21 protein-coding genes, 1 other RNA gene and 3 pseudogenes are annotated in these 21,073 nt (G+C 37.9%); 11 read left to right on the top strand and 14 right to left on the bottom strand.

The features are described from left to right. Positions 1–21 precede the first annotated feature (21 nt). The gene (locus ANA_RS07100; protein WP_015079379.1) at positions 22–801 is read right to left on the bottom strand and encodes an HpsJ-like protein, cyanoexosortase A-associated; all 780 of its coding nucleotides are present in this window, start codon (positions 799–801) and stop codon (positions 22–24) included. A gap of 477 nt (positions 802–1,278) precedes the next feature. Next, complete coding sequence (locus ANA_RS07095; RefSeq protein ID WP_015079378.1) at positions 1,279–1,884, bottom strand: molybdenum cofactor guanylyltransferase; 606 nt, start codon at positions 1,882–1,884, stop codon at positions 1,279–1,281. 97 nt (positions 1,885–1,981) lie between these two features. On the opposite strand from ANA_RS07095, the gene ANA_RS07090 reads away from it, so the two are divergent. From ANA_RS07090 to ANA_RS07075, 4 genes and pseudogenes are all read left to right on the top strand, one after another. Next, the gene (locus ANA_RS07090) at positions 1,982–2,443 is read left to right on the top strand and encodes a nitrate reductase associated protein (RefSeq protein ID WP_015079377.1); all 462 of its coding nucleotides are present in this window, start codon (positions 1,982–1,984) and stop codon (positions 2,441–2,443) included. A 51-nt stretch (positions 2,444–2,494) separates the two neighbouring features. After that, positions 2,495–2,698, top strand: coding sequence for an RNA-binding S4 domain-containing protein (locus ANA_RS07085; protein WP_015079376.1), 204 nt, complete (start codon positions 2,495–2,497; stop codon positions 2,696–2,698). Between the two features lie 233 nt (positions 2,699–2,931). Then, positions 2,932–3,894, top strand: coding sequence for a hydrogenase small subunit (locus tag ANA_RS07080; protein ID WP_015079375.1), 963 nt, complete (start codon positions 2,932–2,934; stop codon positions 3,892–3,894). Positions 3,895–4,141: 247 nt separating this feature from the next. After that, a pseudogene (locus tag ANA_RS07075) lies at positions 4,142–4,651 on the top strand (nickel-dependent hydrogenase large subunit); the annotation flags it as partial. A gap of 876 nt (positions 4,652–5,527) precedes the next feature. On the opposite strand, the gene ANA_RS07070 reads toward ANA_RS07075, so the two are convergent. From ANA_RS07070 to ANA_RS07040, 7 genes are all read right to left on the bottom strand, one after another. Further along, positions 5,528–6,691 (bottom strand): DUF262 domain-containing protein, encoded by a 1,164-nt coding sequence (locus ANA_RS07070; protein WP_015079374.1) that lies wholly within the window; start codon positions 6,689–6,691, stop codon positions 5,528–5,530. Positions 6,692–7,193: 502 nt separating this feature from the next. Beyond that, positions 7,194–7,475: a hypothetical protein gene (locus ANA_RS07065; RefSeq protein WP_015079373.1), complete on the bottom strand. Its 282-nt coding sequence runs from the start codon at positions 7,473–7,475 to the stop codon at positions 7,194–7,196. Next, positions 7,475–7,696: a hypothetical protein gene (locus ANA_RS07060; protein ID WP_015079372.1), complete on the bottom strand. Its 222-nt coding sequence runs from the start codon at positions 7,694–7,696 to the stop codon at positions 7,475–7,477. The genes ANA_RS07065 and ANA_RS07060 overlap by 1 nt, the downstream gene beginning before the upstream one ends. A gap of 569 nt (positions 7,697–8,265) precedes the next feature. Further along, a complete protein-coding gene (locus ANA_RS07055; RefSeq protein ID WP_015079370.1) occupies positions 8,266–8,649 on the bottom strand; it encodes a toxin-antitoxin system TumE family protein in 384 nt (127 codons plus the stop codon). Beyond that, positions 8,639–8,929, bottom strand: coding sequence for a hypothetical protein (locus ANA_RS07050; protein WP_015079369.1), 291 nt, complete (start codon positions 8,927–8,929; stop codon positions 8,639–8,641). Before ANA_RS07050 ends, ANA_RS07055 begins: the two co-directional genes overlap by 11 nt. Before the next feature lie 366 nt (positions 8,930–9,295). Then, on the bottom strand, positions 9,296–9,559 hold the full coding sequence (locus tag ANA_RS07045; protein WP_015079367.1) for a type II toxin-antitoxin system PemK/MazF family toxin: 264 nt from the start codon (positions 9,557–9,559) through the stop codon (positions 9,296–9,298). Between the two features lie 79 nt (positions 9,560–9,638). Further along, on the bottom strand, positions 9,639–9,956 hold the full coding sequence (locus ANA_RS07040) for a hypothetical protein (protein WP_015079366.1): 318 nt from the start codon (positions 9,954–9,956) through the stop codon (positions 9,639–9,641). A 271-nt stretch (positions 9,957–10,227) separates the two neighbouring features. Here ANA_RS07040 and ANA_RS07035 point away from each other — a divergent pair, with 271 nt between their 5' ends. The 3 genes from ANA_RS07035 to ANA_RS07025 all read left to right on the top strand — a co-directional run bounded on the left by ANA_RS07035 (position 10,228) and on the right by ANA_RS07025 (position 11,910). Then, positions 10,228–10,449 (top strand): hypothetical protein, encoded by a 222-nt coding sequence (locus tag ANA_RS07035; RefSeq protein WP_015079365.1) that lies wholly within the window; start codon positions 10,228–10,230, stop codon positions 10,447–10,449. Further along, positions 10,442–10,855, top strand: a complete 414-nt coding sequence (locus tag ANA_RS07030) for a hypothetical protein (protein ID WP_015079364.1) — start codon at positions 10,442–10,444, stop codon at positions 10,853–10,855. The genes ANA_RS07035 and ANA_RS07030 overlap by 8 nt, the downstream gene beginning before the upstream one ends. Positions 10,856–11,358: 503 nt before the next feature. Continuing rightward, on the top strand, positions 11,359–11,910 hold the full coding sequence (locus ANA_RS07025; RefSeq protein ID WP_015079363.1) for an REP-associated tyrosine transposase: 552 nt from the start codon (positions 11,359–11,361) through the stop codon (positions 11,908–11,910). Positions 11,911–12,355: 445 nt separating this feature from the next. On the opposite strand, the gene ANA_RS23450 is transcribed toward ANA_RS07025, so the two are convergent. Together ANA_RS23450 and ANA_RS07015 are read right to left on the bottom strand one after the other, a co-directional pair. Continuing rightward, on the bottom strand, positions 12,356–13,270 hold the full coding sequence (locus ANA_RS23450; protein ID WP_015079362.1) for a leucine rich repeat variant-containing protein: 915 nt from the start codon (positions 13,268–13,270) through the stop codon (positions 12,356–12,358). Between the two features lie 264 nt (positions 13,271–13,534). Next, positions 13,535–14,890: a site-specific integrase gene (locus ANA_RS07015; RefSeq protein WP_371260401.1), complete on the bottom strand. Its 1,356-nt coding sequence runs from the start codon at positions 14,888–14,890 to the stop codon at positions 13,535–13,537. A gap of 993 nt (positions 14,891–15,883) precedes the next feature. Here ANA_RS07015 and ANA_RS07010 point away from each other — a divergent pair. Continuing rightward, positions 15,884–16,984, top strand: a pseudogene (locus tag ANA_RS07010) (nickel-dependent hydrogenase large subunit); the annotation flags it as partial. A gap of 207 nt (positions 16,985–17,191) precedes the next feature. Then, a complete protein-coding gene (locus ANA_RS07005) occupies positions 17,192–17,614 on the top strand; it encodes a hypothetical protein (protein WP_015079359.1) in 423 nt (140 codons plus the stop codon). A gap of 411 nt (positions 17,615–18,025) precedes the next feature. Here the strand turns inward: ANA_RS07005 and ANA_RS07000 are convergent, their stop codons facing one another. Continuing rightward, positions 18,026–18,394 carry an SET domain-containing protein gene (locus tag ANA_RS07000; RefSeq protein WP_015079358.1) on the bottom strand — a complete coding sequence of 123 codons (369 nt, stop codon included), beginning with the start codon at positions 18,392–18,394 and terminating at the stop codon, positions 18,026–18,028. A 249-nt stretch (positions 18,395–18,643) separates the two neighbouring features. Between ANA_RS07000 and ANA_RS06995 the strand changes: the two genes are divergently transcribed. Further along, positions 18,644–19,117: a hydrogenase maturation protease gene (locus ANA_RS06995; RefSeq protein ID WP_015079357.1), complete on the top strand. Its 474-nt coding sequence runs from the start codon at positions 18,644–18,646 to the stop codon at positions 19,115–19,117. Positions 19,118–19,143: 26 nt separating this feature from the next. On the opposite strand, the gene ANA_RS06990 is transcribed toward ANA_RS06995, so the two are convergent. Both ANA_RS06990 and ANA_RS06985 read right to left on the bottom strand, forming a co-directional pair. Next, positions 19,144–19,518 carry a hypothetical protein gene (locus ANA_RS06990; protein ID WP_015079356.1) on the bottom strand — a complete coding sequence of 125 codons (375 nt, stop codon included), beginning with the start codon at positions 19,516–19,518 and terminating at the stop codon, positions 19,144–19,146. 18 nt (positions 19,519–19,536) lie between these two features. Beyond that, positions 19,537–20,490 (bottom strand): annotated as a pseudogene (locus ANA_RS06985) (SagB/ThcOx family dehydrogenase); the annotation flags it as partial. A 115-nt stretch (positions 20,491–20,605) separates the two neighbouring features. On the opposite strand from ANA_RS06985, the gene ssrA reads away from it, so the two are divergent. Continuing rightward, positions 20,606–20,997: a transfer-messenger RNA gene (gene ssrA / locus ANA_RS24275) on the top strand. Positions 20,998–21,073: the final 76 nt, after the last annotated feature.

Here is a 21,073-nt window from a genome sequence, read left to right as displayed (position 1 = left end):
GCTAATATCGTTTTCAACATTCTAAATACAAGCCCGTCCTATTTGAAGCCAAACAATCACAAAGGTAACACCAATAATTAGGAGAGCAATAACTGTTCTCAAGCTACTTTTCCATCTATTCTTCCACTGCTCTTGCTGGTTTTTGGCTGCTTCTTGGGAGACTCTCTTTTTTGCACTGGCTAAGTTTTTTTGAATTGTATTTTTAAGCTGAGGAGTTGGTAAATTTAAGTCATCTGGACTCATGTTGATATTTTTAGCGAACAGCTTGATCTGTTCTGCGCTAACCCCTGAAGCAAGACGCTTTTCGATTTGGGTTATTTGTTCAACACTGTTATTTTTCTGTTGGGTGATTTGATCATTGACCACTTTTAGGACTCGTTGCGTATCTAATAAAGTCAGGGGAATTAAGGCAAAAAAGGCGATTCCCATGAGCAGAATCACCCAGCGGATAAATCTCAAAAAAACAATTTCTAGGAAGCGCATATCATTTTTATTTTCACGAAAGTAACGAGTAAAAATAAACCCTAAGCCAATCAAAAAAATCCAACTATGCTCAGTGAAGAGACTAATGGCATTGAGTTCCCATTCAGGGTTTTGGAGTTGAGGTGGGACAATCACATAGATAAAATCTATGAATGACATCATCACAATTCCATAGCCAATAATCGGTAATAGACCAGTCAAGTCACTAGTATTTGATAAAAGACCTTCCCAGTTAACTCGACCGAAAAATGCCCTGAAGTTCTTGACAGAAGAGAAAATAAAGTAATTAATACCTTTTTTGATACCTCTAAAATTCATTGATGCTAGTCTTCCTTTTCAATGCAAAGTTTATAATTACAGCAGCTATCAGCGGTAAAGCCCTCTAAGTGCAAGGCTTTGTGATTAAGATTTGTACCTCATTTACCTGCAATTTACTGGAATTTATCCTCATGACGGCTGAGATTTGAATTTTTACAAGATTACGAAAAATCCAGATGTGTAGGGGTTTAGCATTGCTAAATCCCTACCTGTATAGAAGCCAAGGATTCAGCCATCTTGAGTATAATCAAGGAGATTACATAAAGGTAATAGACTATAGCCATGCAGTAAAATTACTTGACCAATCCTACTATATAATGTTACTATTTTCAATAATAATTTTTTTTGACTGTAGCTTTCATTCAAGCTTGCTGCTCTCAAATTTACCTTGTTTTTCAGAGTATTATTATGAATTTGCAGAAAATTGCCCTTTTAACCGGACTCACTGTTGCCAGTGTACTAGGCAGTGGTGCTTTATTATTCGGGGATATTCTTGTTAAAATTAAATAACATTTGTGAATCTTCCAAAGGTAATACTTCTACAGAATAAGATTTTAACCACTGTTGAAAAGAACGTCCACCTTGTTCAACATACTGACTTAATTCCGGTAAACAACGACGGCGATAAAAACCACATAAAGGTTGCCAGATTTGATTATTTTGGACCAAAGCCGCCATTTTATTTTCGGGAATTGTATCTAATTTAGATATCCAATCTTGTAATATTTCTAGCCGCAAATTTGGTAAATCACAAGCCAATAAAAGTACCCAATTTGTTTCTACTGCTGCTAAACCTTGCATAAAACCTACAAGGGGTCCATGGGTGCGGGGTTCATTTCCAGTTTCCCCAGATAAAGGAACTTCTCGAATAAATTGACTTTTAGATGTGAGTAATTCTTGATAACGTTCTGGCCAGGGAGTTACTATATAAACTTTATCAGTGCAAGCTTCAGCAATAGTACAAATTAATTGCAACATGGGTACACCTCGAATAGGAATTAAGGCTTTATCTCTACCCATGCGAGTGCTTTTACCACCTGCTAAAACAATAGTAGTAACATCACGCTTTAAATCAATATTCATAATATTTGGATTCTATTTAATAAAAATTAACTGTATTTTCTCATAAATCGGTTACAATAATTATATAAATCTATAATTTATAAATATTATCAATTTTATGACAATTTTTTTTGAATTTGAAGCAGATTTTGTTAATTCCTGGCGTTGTATTCCTATGCAAGTGCGCTATAAATTAGACACTTGCGGTATTAAGCTAAAATTAGCAGAATGGAATCAGATGAATCAAGAATCACGTCAAAATTTAGCGATATTACCTTGCGATACAGATGGTCAAATTCATGATTACAGACATTATATTCAAGAGTTGGTATTGCAACTCACTGGTAAACCAGTAGCCGAATTACCCATTGAAACTCATCCAGCATGGATGGATAATACCGCTATTCCCAGCAGTATTCAGGAAAAAGCCCAGGAAATAGGTGTGATTATCACAACTGAGGCATGGGCAAGCTTAACTATTTTACAGCGTTTTGCCTTGATTAAACTGAGTCGTCCTAGCCATGAAAATAAAAACTTCTTACCGGCTTTGCAAGAATTTAAATTGTTGCCAAAATCCTAAATTCTGATATATTGCTATAAATAATACTTTTTAAGTAGTGGGTAAAAGCAAATGATTAAACTCGACCAGTTTTTAAAGTTTTCCGGTATCACCTCTACCGGAGGTCAAGCTAAATGGATGATTGTTGATGGTGAGGTTAAAGTTAATGGTGTAGTGGAAACGCGCAGAGGACGAAAATTAGGAGATGATGATCAAGTAACAGTAGCAGGAAAAACTTTAAAAGTTGGGGAAATACTATCAGATACCGTTGATTAATTTCGATATCTATGATTTTGCCCTCACTACTTTTCCGACCATAACATCCAATTATGCTAATTCTTAATTTTTATTTCCAAAAAATTAATTGCTTTAAATAACACCTTGATTTAAAATAATAAATATTGATCAATAGGTCATTCTCTACAAGTAAATCCTCTCAAAAGGGGAATTATACCCCTACAGAACTTCTTTAATTGTGCATTGTCAACATATATAAAAAGACATAGCTAATGACTAATGTACTCTGGTTACAAGGTGGTGCTTGTTCGGGTGACACCATGTCGTTTCTGAATGCCGAAGAACCAACAGCTTGTGATTTAATTGCTGATTTTGGGATGAAAATACTTTGGCATCCTTCCTTGGGTGTAGAATTAGGTGAAAACGTCAAAACCCTTTTATGGGACTGTATTTCTGGTAAAATTCCTGTAGATATTTTGGTATTTGAAGGTAGCGTAGTTAACGCCCCTAATGGTACAGGAGAATGGAACCGATTTGCCGACCGTCCCATGAAAGATTGGTTAAACGATTTAGCCAAAGTTGCGAAATTTATTGTCGCTGTGGGAGACTGTGCAAGTTGGGGAGGAATTCCCGCTATGTCACCCAACCCCAGCGACTCCAAAGGACTGCAATTTCTCAAACGGGAAGAAGGCGGTTTTTTAGGTAAAGATTTTGTCAGTCAAGCCGGCTTACCGATAATTAATATTCCTGGTTGTCCCGCACACCCCGACTGGATAACGCAGATATTAGTAGCGATCGCCACTGGACGAATTGATGATATAGTTCTTGATGAACTGCACCGTCCCCAAACCTTCTTCAACACCTACGCCGAAACCGGTTGTACCCGCAACATTCACTTTGCATACAAAGCCACAACCACCGAATTTGGACAACGCAAAGGTTGTCTATTTTACGACTTAGGTTGTCGTGGTCCCATGACTCATGCCTCCTGTAACCGCATTCTCTGGAATCGCGTCTCCTCCAAAACCCGCGCCGGAATGCCCTGTTTAGGCTGCACAGAACCCGAATTTCCCTTTTTCGACCTCAAACCCGGAACAGTCTTTAAAACCCAAACCGTCATGGGAGTACCCAAAGAAATACCCCCTGGAGTCAACCACAAAGATTACGCCGTCCTCACCGTTGTTGCCAAAAACACAGCCCCAAAATGGGCAGACGAAGACTTTTTTACAGTTTAGTCATTGGTCAGTAAGTAGGTTAGCATTGAAAATCGTCCTTATGGCAAGGTAAGAGGCAATAGGCAATAGTGAAGAGGGTTTGGGGGATTTTACTTTTCTTTACACAGATTGGTTCTATTGTGTTCACCCACTTAGTCATTAGTCAGTGGTTAAGAGAATTATTGCCACAATTATATTCTTTGCGCCTTTGCCCCTTTGCGTCTTTGCGCGAAACAAAAATTCTAATGACAACTAACAAAGGACAAATATGCCAATTCAAACCTTAGATATTTCACCTGTCGGTAGAGTCGAGGGTGATTTAGATGTGCGTGTCGAAATCGAAAATGGATATGTCACAAACGCTTGGACTCACGCTGAACTTTTTCGCGGCTTTGAAATAATTTTACGCGGAAAAGACCCTCAAGCCGGCTTAATTGTTACTCCTAGAATTTGTGGAATTTGTGGCGGTTCTCACCTGAGTTCTGCCTCTTGGGCGTTGGATACAGCTTGGGGAACAGAAGTTCCTAGAAATGCAATTTTAGCGAGAAACTTAGGTCAAATTGTCGAAACAATCCAAAGTATTCCCCGCTACTTTTATGGCTTGTTTGCCATTGATTTAACTAATAAAAATTATCGCCGGAGTCATTTTTATGATGAGGCTTGTCGGCGTTTTGCTGCCTTCACAGGTAAATCCTATGAAATCGGCATTACAATTTCCAGTAAGCCTGTAGAAATCTACGCTTTATTAGGTGGACAATGGCCGCACAGCAGTTATATGGCAATAAATTAGGGAATTGCTTATATAGTCAGGATTATTCAGATTAGATTTAATTATTCCCTGGTTTTTCCTTAAATGAGGCCATAAATCCACCCCATCCATATCATAAGTCCATTTATTTTAGTTATTTGGTGTTTTCAGACGTTACCTAATTTTTCCCTTAATCGCTGTTCAGGAAGTTAAAGGCAAATAGTTAAGTATAATTTTTTCTTTTTATTGAAATATAAACCCGGTTTTTTCTCAATATAAATACGTAATTTTTAGTATAAAAGTTAGAATATTTACAGCTTGGCTTGAGTATATAAGTATTGATTTATTTGGATATTGAGCGATTCCTACGGAGCGCTTCGCTATCGCATTTCCCCAATATCAGCGAACTGACAAGTCAGCGCTTACGCTATCGCAGTTAATAGTAGTTAAGGAAACATAAGAAAATGGATATTGAGCGAATTGCTTGCAGCAGGGATCGCGCGATCGCACTAGAAATATGGAAAGGAACTCTTTTAATTTAAAAAGATTACTAGTCATTTGTTAAACTATTTTGCCGTAACTTTAAGAATGTTTGATGTTCAAGACCGTACAACATCTTCAATCGGATTTCGTACATTAAATCTGTCAGCAATTTCTTGAATCTGGTATAGACTGCCTGATCAATCCTATCAGGGGAAACTAAATCACCTCCATGAGCTACAGAATTGCGTAATCTTAGGAATAAATCATCGCTATTGATTGGGTTGAGAAAATATCTTTATGTCTTGAAGATAAAGAGTATCTTTTCGTGAAAATTGCTCTCTCAATTTCAAAAAGAACAGATACTCGCTCCTCAATAATTTCTTGCAATGCTATATCAAAATCATGCATAATTGATTGCTAAGTTTATTGAAAAATCTCATCTGCTCTTTTAAGACGATTTCTAATCCGGCTTCTGCTATTAGAAGCAGTACCAGAATATCTCTTGAAATCTGTATCACTTTTCAATTGTGTTATTTTTGATTTTAAAAGTTCAATGTCTTCAGCGTATTTATCAATATTTTGAGCAACTCCGATTAATATGCCTTCAAAATAAGCTGGAACAAATAAGTTACCCTCGTTTCTGAATATCTTATTATCTCCTATTTGGTTAATTAATTCTAAGACTCTTATGATAAGAAATTCATAATTATTGTAGTCAAAATCAGCATTTTTGACGGTTTCCTCCATAAATTTATTTAAGAATTTCTCCATGTTTTCATTTACGTTTTCAGCATTTTGATAGAAAGCGAAAAACCTAAGAACTAGTTCTTGATCATATAATTCATTAAGTTTGCCACGACTTAATTGGGTAAGTGTTTTGAAAACCTCGTTTTGACTAATTTTTAGTAAAAGCTCATTAAGCCGAGGATCTACTCCTCGATAAATTGCATTTCTTATTTCCTGTGGAGTTAATTTTGAACCTCCAGAGTTGAGTCGTTTGAACAACTCATATTTCATAGAAGTGCTGCTTTCCCCTCTCAAAATTTCGACTCTACAAACAGCCCTTTTTAGATTTATTTTTAAATTAGTTGGAAGAGTATCAACATTAAAACCTTGTAAGCTGTTAACTAATCCTCCTTCTTGCAAAATCCATTTATTTATAGTTTTTCCCTCTTCAGTTTCTTCCCCGTTTTCTTCTTCAATTTCTTCTCTCTCTTCCACTGATGAGTTAACATCCTCTTCTGGATGATTGATTTCCCATCCATCACCTTTTAGCTCACCAAAGAAACTTATAAAAGTAGAAACACGTTGCAATCCATCAACTAACTCCCATACACCATTTTTATCTTCAGCTACGAATATTGGAGGAATTGGAATCGAGAGTAGAATGGATTCTATAAGTGCAGTTTTTTGTGTTTCTGACCATCGAAACAACCTTTGATACTCTGGTCTAATTATTAATTCATCATTTTTGTATAGGTTGATCAACTCTCCAAAAGAAATGTCGAGCCTATCTGACGAAAGTCTTCTTCTCTCATCTGAAACTGCTTGTTCGAGCAAGGCTATTTTTTCTTCAAGGTTTTCCATATGACTCAGGCTAAGTATGATTTTCCAAGTATAACTAGCGGGTAATGAAATGAATGCTCAACTACCTTTCACACTTCTTTTTCATGTCGCTATTGTATTGTAATACATAATTTTTCCGTATAACATCCATATTTAGTGTATTAAACGGAATTTTCTATAAAACTCCCAATGGAACAATAGACATCTCCAAAAAGCTAGTATAGCAATCCTAAATTGATATGTGAGAGTTCAATAAGCCTCAAGAGCGATCGCAGTTAATCCAGTTAAAGAAGTACAAGACAATGGATTTTGAGCGATTCCTACGGAGCGCTTCGCTATCGCACTAACCCAATATTAGCGAACTGACAAGTCAGCGCTTACGCTATCGCAATTAATCACAGTTAAGGAAGCACAAGACAATGGATTTTGAGCGATATTGCTTTTCTCAAAGATGTTCAACGGTGAAGTTATAAGGTGCTTTACATTCTATTAACGCACCCTACAAAATCGGCTGGCCTGCTGGTTAAAGCTTACCAATGAGCTTGTCATATTCTGCGTGAGTTCCGATAGCGAAGCGCTCCGTAGGAATCCAAAACCAAGAAATACCGCTTTCTACCTCAACTCCTAAAGCCCGATAGTCTAATCCTGCTCGAACTGACCAGTATTTTTTACCAATCTTCTTGAAGTGTAATGATGGATGAAATGGATCAGCTTTCAAAAGTTCGTAACACTGATCTGCTGTTTCCTGAACTTGAGGGGATAACTCGTCATAGCATTTCCAAAATCTTCGCGTTGTGTAGTGCATCAGAGTTCTCGGCAATGTCCCGCTTTAAACTCAGCGATTCCTAGGTCGCGCTTCGCTATCGCTTCTTCTGCTAAAGCCTCCAATTTGCCGTCTGCGATGTCTTGTTCTAGTTGCTCGTCCCAATGTTGGTAGTCTACGTCTAAGATCCATTGCCTAAGTCGCTGAAATTGTTCTGGTGTAAGCGTTAAAATAGCTGCTTCAATTTGTTCAATGGTTGACATATCTGATTATAGTTTTTTGACTTCAATCACATTATAGCTTTGCATAGAGGAGCAATTCTAATTTTTACCCTGCCACTGAATATAAAACACACTCTGCACACATCTTTATTATTGATTTGTTTGGATATTGAGCGATTCCTACGGAGCGCTTCGCTATCGCATTAATTCAATATTAGCGATCGCATTTAATAATATTTAAGGAAGTACAAAAAAAGGAAGTAGAGCGATCGCACTCAAACCACAACTAGCGATCGCGAAGCGCGACCTAGGAATCGCTTACCCATGAGATCGCAGTTAATCCCAGTTAAGGAAACGTAAGAGCGATCGCATTAACTCAATATTAGCGAACTGACAAGTCAGCGCTTACGCTATCGCACTTAATCACAGTTAAGGAAGCACAAGACAATGGATTTTAAGCGATTCCTAGGTCGCGCTTCGCTATCGCATTTCCCCAATATTAGCGAACTGACAAGTCAGCGCTTCGCTATCGCAGTTAATCCCAGTTAAGGAAGCACAAGGAAATGGATATTGAGCGATTCCTATGTCGCGCTTCACTATTCACTATCGCACTATCCTAATATTTTTTTAACCTCATTGAGTACCTCATTTAAAAAAGGAGCATCTGATTTAATCACATTATCCTCACTTCCATCATGTTTATGATGAGGAAAAGTAGGGAGATTTAATTTTCGATGATGTTCAGTATTGTCATAACGAAAAATTAGTTTATTTTCTGAATCCATATATTGATAACTATACATTTTTCGATCTATGGAGATTTCAACATAGACAAATTCTCGTAAATGCAGCAAAGAATTATCTTCAAAATCAATTTTTCCTTTGATCAATCCTTCATATATTCCTCTTTTTTCACTTTCAATCTTGAATATTTTGACAATTTCTGAAGATTCAATTAAAAGCTGAATCTGTTGAAAATAATTTTCAATTAACAAAATCAATCTCCTCTATAGACTCTTTCATTTGTTGTAAATGTGTCAACATTCGAGATTCGCCAATCCATTCATCAAAATCAAAATTATGGGATAATTCATCATTATTAAAACGGGTTATAAATTCCTTTGTTGATAATTGATACTTGGTTTCCAATTCTATAATTCGTTCTTCTGTTCTTTTTATTCCTGCTATTACACTTTGTAATCTTTCTGATAAAGCACTTTCAATAATTCGTCTGAGGGAATCTGGATCTTTTGATCTTAGTTTGAGTTCAGCCATTATTTTTTCTCTTCTGATACTGTGCAGTCTAAAAGATGTTCTTGGGGTGAGTAGTTGTTATTCCTTTTTTTATTCTATCACTTGATAATCAAGACGGTAAATACAAGATCGGCGATCTGCTTGCAGCAGCGCTTCGCGATCGCTTACCCATGAGATCACAATTAATCGCAGTTAAGGAAGCACAAGGAAATGGATTTTGAGCGATAGCGAAGCGCTCCGTAGGAATCGCTTACCCATGAGATCGCAATTAATCGAAGTTAAGGAAGCACAAGACAATGGATTTTGAGCGATCGCTTTGATCGCTTTTCTCAAAGATGTTTAACAGCCCCGTTAGACTGTACCTCACAGACTGCTGTTGAAACGAGACTAAAGTCCCAAACAATAGCGAACTACGGTTTCTATGTCCTGCATTTTAGCATCTGAGAGTTTGCCAGAAGGCTGGCTAGGAAAACGCTTTAAATCAAGTGAACGAATTTGAAAGCAAAGAAATACTGTCTCGATTAATAATCTAGTTTCTTCAGGTAGACACCTCACATTTGTTGGATAGTTTTTGGTGATATTTGTTCCTTTTGTACCAACAACTACTGTAACAACTAATGGTAATTGATTAATAGCATCTACAGAAAGCACTAAAACAGGACGCTCTCCTGCTTGTTCTCTACCTTGAACTGGATAAGATTGACGAAGTAAATTTCAGATCGCTGAACGCTCATAACCTTTCTATTCCATCCAGTTCAGAGATTTCAAACTCAGCATTAATTAGACCTATCTCTCTTTGGATCTCTGGATCATTTGCCATATCAGTTAAGCTTGTCTCAATCAAAGTCCGCATTTTTAATGTATTAATTAGTTTAGGGTCGTTTAGGCTTATTGGTTGGAATATCTCCTGATCACCGTCTACCTGATCAATCAACTCAGGTAATAAGACAATAACCTTAACACGACTGCCGTAAGGAAATGTTAATGCTTGGTCTAAATTAATCTGCCCATTTGTGTTTACTGTCCCTACTAACTCAACAGCTTTCATAAAGCCTCCTTTGTTTTTTACATCAGTTAATCAAGTCCCCATATTTCTATTTAAGTTAAATTTCCTCCTGGTTGATCAAGAAAATGGATTTTGAGCGATTCCTGCGGGGCGCTTCGCTATCGCACTAACCCAATATTAGCGAACTGACAAGTCAGCGCTTACGCTATCGCAGTTAATCCCAGTTAAGGAAGCACAAGAAAATTTGCCCCTAAGAGAGTGTTACAATGAGACAGAGTGCAAAAAACTAGAATCTGTATCTGTCGTTGAACTTATGCTAACAACCACTCAGTTCGCTCCCATACTTAGGCAATTATCTCACTCCGATAAGCTTTTATTACTTAATTTCCTTGTAGCTGAGTTGCTCAGGGAGTCTGGTATTGTACCGATGTCTATTCAAGATGATGTCCATAGACAAGGTTTACATGACTCTTTTGAGGCTGCTGCCATTTTAGCTCAAGCATTAAAAGAGACACAAGAATTGACTCATGGTTAATAAAGTAAGATTTGCCTTCACTGAGGTAGATCCCAGTCTTGGAGCATTAAGTACACTTCCTTATTTACCACTGACATTAACGTATCAAAATCAATCTTTGAATGTTTCGGGACTGTTGGATACTGGTTCTAGTGTTAATGTCTTGCCTTATGAAATGGGATTAGCATTAGGCGCAGTCTGGGAAAATCAAAGGTTGTCTTTGCCATTAGGCGGTAATTTAGCTAGATTTGAAGCTCGTGCATTAGTTGTGAAAGCCACTGTTGAACAATTTCCTGCTGTGGATTTGGCTTTTGCTTGGACACAAGATAAGTATGCACCGTTAATACTAGGACACATGAACTTTTTTCTTGCGTTTGATGTGTGTTTTTACAGATCTGACTTGGTATTCGAGATTAGTCAAAGGTAGTTTTATTAAGAATTGTTTCAATATCTTTCTCAGGCTCATCACAATCTTGAATTAACTTGAGAACTACTTTAGCACAAGCGAACTGCTTGCAGCAGCGCTTCGCTATCGCTTACCCATGAGATCGCAATTAATCGCAGTTAAGGAAGCACAAAAAAATGGATTTTAAGCGATAGCGAAGCGCGACCTAGGAATCGCACTAACCCAACATGAACGATCGCAGTTAATCACAGTTAAGGAAACACAATAAAATGAATTTTGAGCGATAGCGAAGCGCGACCTAGGAATCGCTTACCCATAAGATCGCAGTTAATCGCAGTTAAGAAAGCACAAGACAATGAATTTTGAGCGATAGCGAAGCGCTCCGTAGGAATCGCACTTACCCATAAGATCGCAGTTAATCACAGTTAAGGAAGCACAAGATAATGGATTTTGAGCGAACTGCTTGCAATATGACAATACAATAAATAAAAAATAAATTTAATTTCACCCATACTAACTCCATAATGCCTAATTATAGAAGACCTAATGTTTCTGGAGGTACATATTTCATCACACAAGTCACTTATCAAAGAGAATCTTGGCTCTGTACTGATATAGGGAGAAAATCTCTCCGAGAAGCAATAGAAAAAGTAAGGGAAAAATATCCTTTTTGTATTGATGCTTTTGTTTTATTACCTGATCATTTTCATTGTTTGTGGACTTTACCCCCTGATGATAAATATTTGTCGGTGAGATTGCGCCTAATTAAAACCTATGTTACTAAACATTATGGACAAGCATTAGGGGTTAATCGGGAGGTTTCTCAATCACGACAAAAGCGAGGAGAAAGTAATCTTTGGCAACGTCGGTTTTGGGAGCATTTAATTCGGGATGAACGGGATTTTGCGCTCCATTGTGATTATATTCATGATAATCCGGCTCGACATGGATTGTGTGAAAATCCCCAAGATTGGCAGTATTCCAGTATTCATCGGTTTATCGCTCAGGGAATTTATCCAACCGATTGGGGTAAAGATAGCAGAAAGGAAAAACCTCAAGGATATTGGGACGATTAGTAGGGTGCGTTAGCGACAGCGTAACGCACCGAAAATCAGTAAATAATTATACATAAGGTGCGTTACACTCCGTTAACGCACCCTACAAGATCGGCGATCGCACTTAATCATAGTTAAGGAAGCGCAATAAAATGGATATTGAGCGATAGCGAAGCGCTCCGTAGGAATCGCATTAACTCAATATTAGCGATCGCAGTTAATCCCAGTTAAGAAAACACAAAACAATGGATTTTGAGCGATAGCGAAGCGCTCCGTAGGAATCGCACTAACTCAATATTAGCGATCGCATTTCCCCAATATTAGCGATCGCACTATCGCAGTTAAGGAAGCACAAAAAAATGGATTTTAAGCGATAGCGAAGCGCTCCGTAGGAATCGCTTACCCATGAGATCGCACTTAATCGCAGTTAAAGAATCACAAAACAATGGATTTTGAGCGATCGCACTTAGTTTGAATTCCAGTTAGGATTTCGTGCGACACAATTTTGAAGTGCTTCTGCTAACATAGGTCCAGTCGGATAACAATTAAGAATTCTTAAAATATGAAGAGGAGTATTAGGATTTTTGGCAATTGCTAGGATAAAGTTTTCGTATTCTTGAAACCAAATATCAGGGTCGAAGAAACCTGTAGCTTGGAAGTTGACTTTAGCTAAATCAGAAATCATAGTACCTCTATTCTTAAAGGAGTTGCCAATCGCTTGACAGTTGGAAAAGAGTCTTTCAAGTGTGCTAGCCGAAGTATGAAAATTACCAGCTACCGCAGTGCGAACTGTATGAAGTCGATCTTGAGATAGGATTTCTAAAATATCAGCAGATGTACTTGGATTTTCTGCTACATAACGGCGAGTAAATTCGCATTTATCCGACGCGAAAAGCCTTAAGAGATCAACGGGTGTACTGAGATTGCTCGCCACACTAGAGCGAACAGATTCGTCTTGGGCAAGAGTTCTTAGAAGAGCAATGGGTAAATTAGGATTTTGTGCCACACACCTCCGAACACTACATTCAATATCTTGAGCGAGTAACTCTAGTATTCTATTAGGTGTATTTGGATTCAGACCAACATTACCGCGAACATAAGATGTTCTGGAAGATCCAACAAATGCATGGTCATGAGCCAGCATCTCAAGCGTGTCAGCAGGTGTACTGGGATTTCTTGCTACAAAGAAACGAATATACTCGTCACGGTCGCATGCAAGAAGTTGTAGGATATCGATCGGTGTATTTGGGTTATTTGCTAGAGTACGGTGAACTTCTCTAGCAGCTACAGTACGGTGAACTTCTATAGCAGATCGATATAATTCTCGTAACCGTTCAGGAGATGTCGTGAGTTCGCGGGCTTCTGTCTCATTGTTATTCATTTACTTTATCCACTGATATTTTATCCCACCATAAACAGATCGGTCTATCAATAATTTCAACGCAACTGACCCATAAATGTCAACAGACAGGCTTTCACCTAACGTTATCACAGACAACCTGAGCGGCATAACGGCTGAATTGAGCGATAAAACATCACCCCCAACTCAAAACTAAAATATCATAATATTGTCCGCTCCAATGATTTGTTATGCAGCGATCGCTTCACAATTACTTATACTTTGTAAAACACCAATAATTTGAGCTTATTTCTTGCTGATATCCAGAATTTTTCTTAACCTTTCATTCTCCATCCTTAACGCCAATATTTCATTCTTCTGCAACTCAATTAACGACCTTTGACTAATTACCTCACCAAAGGCTTTTTTCCGGTTTTCAATCCCAAACCATCTTTGATAGGTTTTTGTATGTTCATCAACAGTATGACCTAAATTATCTGCTGCGGCTTTAATTGGTATTCCCTGAAGATGCGCTCGAATCGCGCAACCATGCCGTAAATCATAAGGTTGAAACTCAATTCCCACCTTTCTAAACCATCTCGATATATCTCTTCGCATCCAATTAATATTTTGTACAGATGCAATTTTTGCCACCTTTTGTTCTAAAATATTTAATGGTTTGGGATTATGTAAATCAAATAATTCTATCCATTCAGGAACAAAAGGAATAACTTCTCGATATCCAGTTTTAGTATTTTTATTCACCTTCCAAGTATGATCTATATTTTGCGGAGACATCCACCAATTAATATCTGGTTGGACAAATAGTTCCCTTGGTCTTAATCCATAAGTCGCCAACATTCCATATACCCAACGCCACATTTCCCAGGTGTCTATCTCATCACTAATATTTGTATTTTTGCGGCTGAGGGCGAATTTTTCAAAAAGGTCAAAAGCAGATATGATTTTTTCATCTTCAGGAATTTCTCGATAAGCAGGAGTGACATGATCTCGTTTAACATCAAGTTGAAATCCTAAATTAAAGGTTTTAATCAAAACAGAACTTACCGCAATCAGTTCATTTTTTTTATTACCCTGAAATGAATTAATAACTTCCTCAAAATTTTCTTTTGTCGCTAAATGGGTAAGAGTCAAATTTCTTTTAATCACAGATATATAGTTAGCAAAAGTATTTTGACTAGTGATAGTTTTCTGACGGGTTTGATAATATTTTTCGTCAAATGTATCTAATAATTCCCCAATTGTTTTGATTTCTTGCTTTTCTCTCGATTTAATTCCTAAATACTTCTCATTCCACTCAAAAGTATGACGAGCAATTAATTTACCCAATTCATAACTTTCTTCAATTGCTGTTTTTAATCCCTCTAAATTTGCGGGTATTCCTAGAGATAAATCATACTGCTTTTTTGTCTTACCTAAACTGTAATCTCCTGGTTTTAAAGGTAAGGTAGCTCGTAATTGGAGAGAATTGCCAGTTTGTTTAATACTAACTCTTATTCTCTCTCTTTTTAAATTATTATTAGCTGCAATTAACTTCTGTTCAAAAACTGCTTGATACTGTAATTCCGTTGCCTTTATTTTCGCCATTGTTCCTCTATAGCTGCCATCTGTGGTGTTCTGCGGCTCAAAGTCTGCAAACATATCTGCGAACCAGTCCCTTGAGTCTGCATTTGCATCCTCATGTAGAGATGGGGGATAGGTTTCCGATATTACAGTACAGCTATTTTCAGGTAAATAGACCACAAACCGACCTCTCTCCAAACCTCTCTCCTGCAAGGAGAGAGGCTTTGATTTACCCCCCTTCCAGCAACAAAGGTTTTTCTTTTTCCCTCTCCTCTTAGGAGAGGGTTAGGGAGAGGTAGGGAAGGGGCTGGGGATTAGGTCTAATAATAGTAGTTCAAATACAAGAAAACTGCTGTAAGTGTTAGGGATAAAAATTACCTTGACTCATAGAACCTCGCGGTAAGTGGGAAACTCAGCGGCTTTAGCCCTGAGAGGAAAACGGCACGTGCGATTAAAATCGCTGTGGTTTTTGTGGTACAATTAAATTACGAGTAGAAATAACTATCTACGTGTTGAAGCATCCTAGTATCGGAGAAATCCCGGCTCCCCTGAAACAACGGTTAGGTTTAAGTCCTAACGACAGTATGACGAGCAAGGAGCAAACAAAGGCAGGTTGCGGAGCGTACCGCGTTTTGGCTTAGTGATGGACTCCGAAAGTATTAGAAACAAAAAAGTAGATAGAAACCTAAGCTTGACTTAGAGTGACTAAGTAGACGAAGTTTGACGGTCGTAGCGAAAGTTTTACTCTGTCCGCAGAATCTCAGTGTCTTTAGAGGGTGTTTGAAAAGTCCCTCATGGTGTATCAAATATTTTCAGATCCCCCTAAATCCCCCTTAAAAAGGGGGACTTTGACTCTAGTTCCCCCCTTGCTAAGGGGGGTTAGGGGGGATCTGTAAGTGCCTAAAATCACAACCTAAAACTTTTCAAACAACCTCTTAGACATGAGAGTGTCAATCCCTAAATATTCCCTTATTTATAAAAGCTGAAATGGTGAAAATAAAATGTTCTGATTGAGCAAAATTACTTTAAAAATAAGTTACTCAGGAACATTTACAGCATATCACCTGTTGTCATAGCAGTTATATGGTGCCTGGTGGTGTGATGTGCGCCCCCACTTTAACTGATATTACCCGCGCCTGGGCAATTTTGGAATATTTCCGCACCAATTGGTTAGAACCAGTTTGGTTAGGTTGTTCTTTAGAAAGATATGAAGAAATTCAATCCTATGAAGACTTTCAAAAGTGGTTAAATGAAGATGTTAAACATCGAGAATCTGACTTGGGTTTATATTGGCGCATGGGGTTAGATATCGGTTTAGATCGATATGGTGCTGGTGTGGGTAAATATGTGACTTGGGGTTATATTCCCCATGAAGATAAATATAATCATCCCACCATTGAAGGACGTAACGCTGCTGTGATTATGAAAAGCGGTGTTTATGATAGCTTCACGGATACTCATGCCTTGATGAATCAAGCATTTGCCCGTGAGAATTTAACCCATTCTTGGTATGATGAGGGTACAGAAGATTGGCATCCAAGCGATCGCACTACTAACCCAATTAATAACAACCAAAAAGACTTTACTGGGGCATATTCTTGGTCAAGTGCTGTCCTTCACCAAGACTTAGGACGTTTAGAAGCCGGACCCCTAGCCCGTCAATTAGTTGCCGGGGGAAATCATGGGGAATCTTGGCAACATTATGACCCATTTATTCTCGACACATTCAAGCAAATGGGTGGTGCTAGTGTTCATCTTCGGCAATTAGGAAGAGTTCACGAAATAGTTAAACTATATCGCCAAGCTGAACGCTGTTTAAGAGAGTTCAAATTAAACGATCCTTGGTATATTAAACCAGAAGAAAAAGATGGTAAAGGTTGGGGTGCAACGGAAGCCGCTAGAGGTGCATTATGTCACTGGGTAGAAATCGAAAAAGGTAAAATTAAGAATTATCAAGTTATCGCTCCCGGTACTTGGAATATCGGACCCCGTGACGGTGAAGGACAACTCGGACCAATCGAAAAAGCATTAATTGGAACACCAATTCAAGACCCTAAAGACCCCGTAGAAGTGGGTCATGTCGCCCGTTCTTTTGATTCATGTTTAGTGTGTACTGTTCACGCCCATGACGCGAAAACTGGGGAAGAATTAGCTCGTTTTAGAACAGCTTAATTTATGTTACTTAAGATCCCCGATTTCTTCAAGAAGTCGGGGATCTATTTTTCGATAAGTCAGGGTTCTATATAATTGTTATGTGCAGTACAAAAGTTCCCAAATCAGTGGGTTAGTCTGAATTTTAAGGAATAATTGATAATTCCTAATTATCAGATGAAGAATTATCAATTAGGAATTACTAAATACTAAAAATGGTAACTAATTGTGTCTAATTTAGAACTACATCAATATCTTCCTCAACTTCCTGAAGCTGCATTGCAAGAATTTATAGAATGGTGTATGTTGGATCAGTCAACAGCCGCAGGATTAGAATTTAAACCCGATCAAAGTAAGTTAAAGAATTTAGCACCAGCGGATTATTCTAAGCAATTAGTTGACCAATTTATGAAGGTAAGACCTGACCCCATTAGAGCAGGTTTGGTGGCTGTAATTGCAGGGAAACAAGCCGATAAACACGAATTAACAGGTTTAGCTGCTGTGGTTGATTTTGTTTCTCTTTATGTTAAGTATTTAATTCCTAAAGATGGTAGTAATCCAGAAGAAGCTGATGCAATTTTAGCTAAAGCATCACAACATCAATATGAGCAACTTGTGGAAATTGCTAAAAAACATGGTGTGAGTGTATAGATTTGTAGGGTGGGTAATTCCCACCCAGAAAAACGCGGAAGTTAAAGTGATTTTTAGGTAAGTGAATTATAAACTTTTGTCTGAATCAGGATTTACAGGATTTAAGGATTTACAGGATGTTTATTGTTAATATTAGAAATGGGAATTTATGTACTTAACATGAATAAATCGTCAATAAATAATCCTGTTAATCCTTTAATCTTGAGCATCCTGATTCTGACAATATGAGACTGGGAATTCATTCCCAGCGGTTGCTAAAGATGAAATTTTGGGAAAGCATCATAAAAATATAGTCGGCTTGAGCCGACTTTCGCTATGAGACTGGGAATTCATTCCCTGGCGGTTGCTAAAGATGAAATTTTGGGGAAACATCATAAAAATAAATGTTGGGTTTCCTTACCTCAACCCAACCTACTCTTCTACATCAAACCAAACAGGGGAAATATCATCAACCTGCCCATTATAATTAATCGTAATTTCCTGCCCTTCCCAAATATATTGATGAGCAACAATATCAATTACATTTTTAGCAAAATTCTTAATATAAACCGCATTGGGATGATAAGAATGATTAAAAAGAGAAGCAAAACCTAAACCTATTGCCCCGCTTTCTCCATGCCAACCAAAATAATAATTTAATAACACCGTTTTAGTAATTAACTTAACTTGCTGTTTAGGAATAACAATCACAGCGGCTCTTTCAATTAAATCTCCTGTAGCAAAATCTTGCTGGGCAAATATCCCTCTACCTTTAGTATCTGTATCACGAAATACTAGCATATTGCAATTATATCTGATGGGTAAGAATGATTTTTGACTAACCACTACAGATAAACGCAGAGAAAATAAACATCAGATCCCCGACTTCTGAGCATTGCTTGATAGTTTATGGAGACGATTACACAAGAAGTCGGGGATCTTGTGCGCTATAGCTACTATAAAGTCAATGATCAAAGATGTAGTCAAAATTTCCGTAAATTTTAATTTTTTGTGCAAAGTTGATAATATTCATGTTATTATAAATATCCCATGCTAACTATCATTGGTTGTGGCAATCTGAATCGGAATGATGATGCTGTCGGCGTAATTATCGCCCAACGTTTACAGCAATATCTCGCCCAAAATCCTCACTCCAACATCCGCATTTTCGATAGTGGAACTGCGGGCATGGAAGTGATGTTTCAAGCGAGAGGTAGCGAAAAATTAATTATTCTTGATGCTAGTTGCACAGGTTCAGAACCAGGTGCTATATTTAAAGTCCCAGGGAAAGAACTAGAAGCACTGCCCGAACCTAGTTACAACTTACATGATTTTCGTTGGGATCATGCCTTGGCTGCTGGGAGAAAAATCTTTTTAGATGATTTTCCCCAAGAGGTGACAGTCTATTTAATTGAAGCTGCAAATCTGGATTTTGGACTGGAATTAAGTCCTGTTGTTCAACGTTCTGCTGATTTAGTTTTTGCCGAACTAATTACAGTTATCCAACAGAATGTGATGGCTTAATCAACAATCTCAAATCCCCAATTGCATCAGATCCAATCACGATAAACTGGCAACTCATCTACTCTCATTTCAAAAGGTACAGTTTGACTATCGGGAGGACAAACCCGGATTTTGGCACTGCTAACAATGCCATAAAGAACATTTGCCATAGGGACAATTTGTTGCAAAATTTGCCAGTTAGTAACTTGGTCAGGGCATTCAATTACTAAAGTCAAAATACTCGCATGAGTTGTGGCATACCAACGACAATTAGACAACAAACTATGAATAATGCGATCGCATCCTTCATAAAAGTATTTGCTAATTGAATGCTCCAATTGTTGTCGAAGCATAATATCTGCTGATGTTGGCTGTATAGGGTGCTTATCATCAGCATGGAATTGATGTTCTCTTCTCGCCATTTCCAGTTATTTTCCTATTTATTTACCAATTGCCATTGCATACAATACGTCCTTATTGGTTTCTAGAAAGGCTTGGGTTTCATCATCATAGAAAGCACCAATACCACTACAATCTATTCCCCAATAGTTGCTAAATAAATACACTCTCTGTCCGACAAATCCGGCTAATTGCATAGCCGTTTGATAACTCAAATAGTCGGACACCTATTCCAAACGTTCTCCAAAAACCGTTCTCGGTCAGAATTAAATTGAGGATGTTCTAGCTGCTGCTGGTGACTAGGCTGTAAAGACGTTGTTTGATAGGCATCTTCAACACATTGATTAACTTGAAAATAGTCAGTACCACAGACAAAAGGAATAGGTAGCCTTAAGCGTCTGACTGGTTTTTCTTGCGCTTCTGGTGATATCACACAACTAGTAATAAACTCCTTATTCTCAAATCCCAAATCTGCATTGAGAATAAGTTTATCAAAATCAAAGCCTAGTTGTATGTTGTTTTCATGAAGATATGCAAAAAGCAGCGATAGCACCTAAATGGTGTCCGCTATCCAACAAACAATATCTCAAACTCCTGTCTTGATATTTCCAGCTAGACCTATGATAAACACAACTAACTAAAAAGATGAATCCGTTAATACATTTATTTGGTATAACATAATTATCCAATCCATCATCGCCTAATTCATAAATTAAGGTCAGACAATTATTCTCAACTTCTATATGGTAGATGCCATTTATTATGCCTTCTAACCCACGTATTTGTACATAAATTCCTGTCGGGTATAAAGCCCCCGCAGACGGATTTACCCGCAATTTATAGGGACTATATTGATATATCTTTTCTCAAGTAATAGCACTGGTTAACCACAAAAAAGTATGAATAGGATTATTGCGATTTAATTGCAGCCGGCGATAAAAATGAGGATAAACTTTAAAAGAAGTTGGTTGTGTAGCGGCATCTACATAATTAGGATAGACTAAAATTCATACCCTTAATCAGCAACGCCAGTTTTCAGCAACAGGAATGGTAATCAACTTATTTGTCAAATTGCAAAATTCTGTACTATAATAAAAGTGTGAAGTACATGGGGCTTTAACGGTTTCGACAGGTTGGCGAAAGCTACTCTGTGATTCAGGTCGAGAGCGAGTCATCTCTCGCAAATCAAAGACTCAAAAAAAAAGTAAATGCGAACAATATCGTAAAATTTGCTCGTCGGGAAGCTCTAGTAGCTGCCTAAGAAACCTCTAATAGGTTCGAGCGTCTTTAATTTGACTCCGTTAAGGATTAAAGACCTAACCCCCAACGGATGCTCCAACAAGCGTTCTCTGGTTGGCTTGAAGGCTAAGATTAAATCAGAGCATCCTACGTTCGGGATAATGAACGATTCCCGCCTTGAGGGTCAGAGAGGCTAAACCTGTGAACGAGTGGAGGGTTAATACCCAATTTGGACATGGGTTCGACTCCCATAAGCTCCATTTTCAATTTTCAATAATTTTTAAGCCCGCTAAACACTTTGATGTTAGGCGGGCTTTTTGCTATTTGGGGGATTTCTCA

It is taken from the genome of Anabaena sp. 90 (genome assembly GCF_000312705.1).
GTDB classification, from domain to species: domain Bacteria; phylum Cyanobacteriota; class Cyanobacteriia; order Cyanobacteriales; family Nostocaceae; genus Dolichospermum; species Dolichospermum lemmermannii.
Note: the sequence above shows the minus strand (reverse complement) of the source record. Positions and strands in the feature narration are given on the sequence as shown.

Excerpts from the sequence above, each read along its gene's own strand:
- ANA_RS07100 (WP_015079379.1), bottom strand. The coding sequence starts at position 801 with ATGAATTTTAGAGGTATCAAAAAAGGTATTAATTACTTTATTTTCTCT.
- ANA_RS07095 (WP_015079378.1), bottom strand. The coding sequence starts at position 1,884 with ATGAATATTGATTTAAAGCGTGATGTTACTACTATTGTTTTAGCAGGT.
- ANA_RS07090 (WP_015079377.1), top strand. The coding sequence starts at position 1,982 with ATGACAATTTTTTTTGAATTTGAAGCAGATTTTGTTAATTCCTGGCGT.
- ANA_RS07085 (WP_015079376.1), top strand. The coding sequence starts at position 2,495 with ATGATTAAACTCGACCAGTTTTTAAAGTTTTCCGGTATCACCTCTACC.
- ANA_RS07080 (WP_015079375.1), top strand. The coding sequence starts at position 2,932 with ATGACTAATGTACTCTGGTTACAAGGTGGTGCTTGTTCGGGTGACACC.
- ANA_RS07070 (WP_015079374.1), bottom strand. The coding sequence starts at position 6,691 with ATGGAAAACCTTGAAGAAAAAATAGCCTTGCTCGAACAAGCAGTTTCA.
- ANA_RS07065 (WP_015079373.1), bottom strand. The coding sequence starts at position 7,475 with ATGCACTACACAACGCGAAGATTTTGGAAATGCTATGACGAGTTATCC.
- ANA_RS07060 (WP_015079372.1), bottom strand. The coding sequence starts at position 7,696 with ATGTCAACCATTGAACAAATTGAAGCAGCTATTTTAACGCTTACACCA.
- ANA_RS07050 (WP_015079369.1), bottom strand. The coding sequence starts at position 8,929 with ATGGCTGAACTCAAACTAAGATCAAAAGATCCAGATTCCCTCAGACGA.
- ANA_RS07040 (WP_015079366.1), bottom strand. The coding sequence starts at position 9,956 with ATGAAAGCTGTTGAGTTAGTAGGGACAGTAAACACAAATGGGCAGATT.
- ANA_RS07035 (WP_015079365.1), top strand. The coding sequence starts at position 10,228 with ATGCTAACAACCACTCAGTTCGCTCCCATACTTAGGCAATTATCTCAC.
- ANA_RS07030 (WP_015079364.1), top strand. The coding sequence starts at position 10,442 with ATGGTTAATAAAGTAAGATTTGCCTTCACTGAGGTAGATCCCAGTCTT.
- ANA_RS07025 (WP_015079363.1), top strand. The coding sequence starts at position 11,359 with ATGCCTAATTATAGAAGACCTAATGTTTCTGGAGGTACATATTTCATC.
- ANA_RS23450 (WP_015079362.1), bottom strand. The coding sequence starts at position 13,270 with ATGAATAACAATGAGACAGAAGCCCGCGAACTCACGACATCTCCTGAA.
- ANA_RS07015 (WP_371260401.1), bottom strand. The coding sequence starts at position 14,890 with ATGTTTGCAGACTTTGAGCCGCAGAACACCACAGATGGCAGCTATAGA.
- ANA_RS07000 (WP_015079358.1), bottom strand. The coding sequence starts at position 18,394 with ATGCTAGTATTTCGTGATACAGATACTAAAGGTAGAGGGATATTTGCC.
- ANA_RS06995 (WP_015079357.1), top strand. The coding sequence starts at position 18,644 with ATGCTAACTATCATTGGTTGTGGCAATCTGAATCGGAATGATGATGCT.
- ANA_RS06990 (WP_015079356.1), bottom strand. The coding sequence starts at position 19,518 with ATGGCGAGAAGAGAACATCAATTCCATGCTGATGATAAGCACCCTATA.